This is a genomic window from Cyanobacteriota bacterium (genome assembly GCA_025054735.1).
In the GTDB taxonomy this organism is placed as follows: domain Bacteria; phylum Cyanobacteriota; class Cyanobacteriia; order SKYG9; family SKYG9; genus SKYG9.
In genome coordinates, this window is record JANWZG010000317.1 from 1 (window position 1) to 4,793 (window position 4,793).

5 protein-coding genes are annotated in these 4,793 nt (G+C 50.5%); all 5 read right to left on the bottom strand.

Features of this window, described 5'->3' with window-relative positions:
• Positions 1 to 517 (bottom strand): ferritin-like domain-containing protein (locus NZ772_14030; GenBank protein ID MCS6814668.1); only part of this gene is annotated, 517 nt, incomplete at its 3' end.
• 281 nt (positions 518 to 798) lie between these two features.
• On the bottom strand, positions 799 to 2,667 hold the full coding sequence (gene pstA / locus NZ772_14035; protein ID MCS6814669.1) for a phosphate ABC transporter permease PstA: 1,869 nt from the start codon (positions 2,665 to 2,667) through the stop codon (positions 799 to 801).
• A gap of 121 nt (positions 2,668 to 2,788) precedes the next feature.
• The gene (pstB, locus tag NZ772_14040; protein ID MCS6814670.1) at positions 2,789 to 3,595 is read right to left on the bottom strand and encodes a phosphate ABC transporter ATP-binding protein PstB; all 807 of its coding nucleotides are present in this window, start codon (positions 3,593 to 3,595) and stop codon (positions 2,789 to 2,791) included.
• A 41-nt stretch (positions 3,596 to 3,636) separates the two neighbouring features.
• Positions 3,637 to 4,557, bottom strand: a complete 921-nt coding sequence (pstA, locus tag NZ772_14045; GenBank protein MCS6814671.1) for a phosphate ABC transporter permease PstA — start codon at positions 4,555 to 4,557, stop codon at positions 3,637 to 3,639.
• On the bottom strand, positions 4,554 to 4,793 hold a 240-nt coding region (locus tag NZ772_14050), incomplete at its 5' end, for a phosphate ABC transporter permease subunit PstC (GenBank protein ID MCS6814672.1). The genes pstA (NZ772_14045) and NZ772_14050, both read right to left, overlap by 4 nt.

Here is a 4,793-nt window from a genome sequence, read left to right on the forward strand (position 1 = left end):
CAATGCTTGCACCAGCGACAACTAATGCCGGGGTTTTTAGCCTTGATACTTCAGAGGTATAGGCGATCGCCGCATCCACTTCTAAGGCCAGTGCTAGCTTGGCAATGTTGACATCGCTATCTAGGTTGCCCTCACCAGCCTTGAGATAAGACGAAACATCATAGCTGTTCATCGCCCGCACAGGGTTGCCACCTAAGCTGCGGATGGCTGCTGCCAAAGCATCTCGATGAGCCTTATGGTCTGCTTGGTTACGCAATGCCAAGGCTAAAACAGCTTTACCCACATCCGTTGAACTCAACTTGCTGGCAGCAAAGCCATAGGCCCAGATGGCTTGGTGCTCATAGAATAGAGCACCATTGAGGATGGTAATGTCGTTGCGTTTGTCAGCAGGGGTTGCGGCAATGCTGGCCTCTGGCTTGAGCATTGATAACCCTAGAGCGCTGGATGCACCTGCGATCGCTCCACCAACCAACAAGCTACGACGAGACAGTGCATTCATAACTCGATTGCTTTGCATGGGTATCTCCTGAAGAAAGTCGGCAGGCTCCATCAATGATGAGAAGCCCTAGCCTGTGATCTGCTTAGTATTACGCCATGGTCATAACCTTGGATCTCTAGCGTTAAGTCCTCACCACGAGCCTTAATAGCCATCAATTTGTCCGAATGCCATTTCTCCAAAAGCCAGCTACATAACCTACTCATTCGTAGCAAGAATTTAAGTCCTTACCACCAATCATCTGTAGCGATAGTTTGGAGAATTGATATGACAACTAGTTTTTTGCTTTTTTACTATAGGTGCTAAGCTGATCGCCGACCCACTACCAACCGTGAGACGATATTGGTTGTCAATACGAGCAAGACCAGCACTAAGGCGGCTGCCCAAGCTAGCTGTTGTTGATTTTGGTAGGGCACGGTTGCAAAGGTGTAAATCAACATAGATAGAGTAGCTACGGGTTGCAGTAAACCTTGGCGGGGCTGGAACCAAAACTGACTGAACAGTGCTGTAAATAGCACAGGGGCTGTTTCGCCCGCGGCACGAGCAATGCTTAACATCAGGCCAGTGGTAATGCCAGGAAGGGCTGCTGGTAGTACGATTTGGAGTGAGGTTTGGAATTCGGTGGCTCCTAGAGCGATCGCTCCCCAACGGATTTCGTCGGGTACTGATCGCAACGATTCAGTTGCCGTGCGCACAATCATCGGCAGCATTAAAATTCCCAGGGCAATTCCCCCTGCCAGCACCGAAAACGTGCCTGTTCCCACAACCACGAGACCATAGGCAAACACCCCAATGACGATTGCAGGCACACCACTTAACACATCAGCACCAATGCTCACTACCCTCGCAAATGTGGTGTCACGGATGACTTCTGACAGGGCAATGGCTGCTAACACGCCGATCGGTGCACTGATGAGCGTAGCTAGACCCACAACCATGAGTGTGCCCACAATCGCATTGCCAATGCCGCCTCCAGGCACAAGTGGTGGTGGTGGCAGTGATGTCAGCAACTCTAGGCTAATGTGGGGTATGCCGTTGAGGATGACGTAACCTAGTACAGCCATCAGGGGAATGAGGGCTATCACAGTCGCCACCAGGGCCAAGCTAGTCAGGGTAGCAGAGAGTAACGATCGCACGGCGTAGCGCCACGACCATCCTATGCCCGTAGGGAAACCCGACTCACGACGGTTAACTGCCCAGAATGCTGCCAACCACGACTGCAAACGAGACTGTTTAGACAATTTAGGAGTATGCTGCGGATGAGCCGCTGGGGACAATGGCGCAGATTGTTGTTGTAGACCCAATCGAATCGCTTCTGCCAATCCATTCACGAGTAAGGTAATACCGAATAACACCAAGGTGGCGTACATCAACGCGGCAATCTGGTCATCCTTGGCAGCAGTAAACTGATTGGCCAACAAGGATGTAATTGTGGAGCCAGGAGCAAAGATAGAGGGAGAGATGATGTTGGCTTCACCAATTAGCATGGTCACGGCCATGGTTTCTCCCAGTGCCCGCCCTAATGCCAAGACAATGCCAGTCAGAATACCGGGAACTGCGATCGGCACAGTTACCCACATCAACACTTCCCAGCGAGTTGCCCCCACGCTATAGGCCGCCTGACGCACATCTGAGGGCACAGCCAATAGGGAATCTCTAGCAATCGCAGCCATGATAGGCAGGATCATGACTGCCAACACTAGACTGGCCACGTAGATGCCGGGACCCACAGGACTGGTGCTGAACCAAGGCAAAAATCCCAGACGCTCATGCACCCAGACCCCAAAGGGACGAATCTGCGGGATTAGGATTAACCATCCCCACATGCCGTAAACCACACTGGGGATGGCGGCAAGTAATTCTATCAAGAAGCTAATTATGGTCTGTAACAGGCGAGGTAACAGGTTTTCACTCAGAACGATTGCTACCCCAAGAGCAATGGGCAGGGCTAGCCCCAGAGCCAAGAGTGAGGTGATGAGAGTGCCATAAATCTGAGGCAACACACCATAGAGGTGACGGTTAGGATCCCAAGTTGTGGACAATAGGAAACCTAAGCCAAAGCGCTGAAGAGCGGGGAATGCCTGGACAGTGATCTGGAGGGCGATCGCTAACAACACTAGCGCTATCAGCCCTGCTAACCCGCAGGTTACCCACCGAAATGCCTTATCCACACCGTCTATCCACAATTAATTCACAGTAAAAATCGGGTGCAAGAACAAATGTCCCTGCACCCCAGCATATCTACTACTCTACTGCCAATCTCAACAAGTATCGCCAGTTAGCAACACCCAATTACCCGAAGCGACCACTGACATATTCCTGAGTTGCTTTTTGGGCAGGACTCTGGAAGATTTGCTGGGTTTCAGCATATTCCACCAGATAGCCAACTTTACCACCCTTGTCTGTAGCTTCAGCATTGTAGAAAGCTGTGTAGTCTGATGAGCGAGACGCTTGCTGCATGTTGTGGGTAACGATCACGATCGTGTAGCGTTCCTTCAACTCTTGCAATAATTCTTCCACTTTTAGGGTAGAGATGGGATCTAGAGCAGAGCAAGGCTCATCCATCAGAATCACTTCTGGAGCAATGGCGATCGCCCTAGCAATGCAAAGACGCTGCTGCTGACCACCAGAAAGCGCTAGACCGCTGGCCTTCAGCTTATCTTTCACTTCTTCCCACAGAGCTGCTTGCTTTAGGGAACGCTCTACTAGCTCATCCATATTACCCCGGTAGCCGTTAATGCGGGCACCAAAGGCAATATTCTCGTAAATGGACTTAGGGAAAGGATTAGGCTTTTGGAACACCATCCCAATCCGTCGCCGAATCTGAACTGGATCCATGTCAGGGTCATAGAGATTCTTACCGTGGAAGCTGATTACACCTTCAACACGAGCACCTGGAATCAGATCATTCATCCGGTTCAAACAGCGCAAAATCGTACTTTTGCCGCAACCAGAAGGGCCAATGAACGCCACAATCTTGTTCTTGGGGATACCCAAGGAAACGTTGCGCACGGCCAATGTGTTGACATTGTAGTAAACGTTAACGTTTTCAATGTTGATGACAGGCTCGGCGACGGATGCCACAGTTGGATTAAACATAGGAGACTGGGATTGCATGGTTCTATCGGAGTAGAGATGGACTAGAGCTTGGAACTTTGGAACTTATTGCGCAGAAGAATGGCAATTGTATTCATTGACAGCAAAATCACCATCAGCGTAATGATGCCAGCCGCAGCGTTAGTGTGGAATGCTTTCTGAGGGCGAGACACCCAGTCAAAAATTACGATCGGCAGTGCGGTGAATCTGCTGCGCAAGCTGTCAGGTATAGCTACCACGATCGCCGCGCCAATCACCACTAGGGGAGCGGTTTCACCAATAGCGCGGGATAGGGAAAGAATAGTGCCCGTCAGAATACCAGGCAGCGCCAAGGGTAGCACGTGCTCTCGGATGGTTTGCCAGCGAGTAGCACCCACCGCAAAACCAGCTAGGCGAATACTATCTGGAACAGTTCTCAGAGCTTCACGGGTAGACACGATGATAATAGGTAGTACCAACAGAGCCAGCGTTAACCCACCTGATAATACGGTACGTCCACCTGTGAGAGGTTCCATAACCCGCACGAATATGCCTAGTCCCAGCAATCCATAGATAATGGAAGGTACACCAGCCAAGTTGGCAATGTTAATTTCAATGAAGCCAGCAAATTTTGATTTCTTAGCAAACTCTTCTAGAAAGATGCCTGCTCCCACCCCAATTGGGAAGGCCACGAAGGCTACAATGCCCAGCAACCAAAGCGTGCCAACGATTGCAGCAGCAACACCAGCGTTTCCGGCTTTCCGGGAGGATGCACTGGTCAAAAACTGCAAATTAAGACGAGGCAAGCCATCAGCCAGCACATCTAGTAACAGTAGCGCTAACACAACGATGCCAATGGAGGTAGCAATCCACGTTGCTGTTCTGAACATACTGTCTTGGCTATAGCGCTGCTTAATATCAGGTTGAAATAGGGCATCGCTAAACTCAGACGCAGGTTGTTGTAGAGGCTGAGGTGATGTTGTCATTCGTATTTCTCCCGGAAGCGACGGACAAACCAAAAGCTAAAGATATTGAGCGCTAACGTCAGAACAAATAAGGTCATCCCAACGGCAAACAAGGTTCTGTAGGCTAGTGAACCGGCTGGAGTGTCTCCTAAGCTCACCTGCACGATATAGGCTGTCATAGTCATGATGGGGACGACCGGATTCAAGGTAAGGGTAGGATTTTGTCCTGCCGCGATCGTCACAATCATGGTCTCACC

Excerpts from the sequence above, each read along its gene's own strand:
- pstB (MCS6814670.1), bottom strand. The coding sequence starts at position 3,595 with ATGTTTAATCCAACTGTGGCATCCGTCGCCGAGCCTGTCATCAACATT.
- pstA (MCS6814671.1), bottom strand. The coding sequence starts at position 4,557 with ATGACAACATCACCTCAGCCTCTACAACAACCTGCGTCTGAGTTTAGC.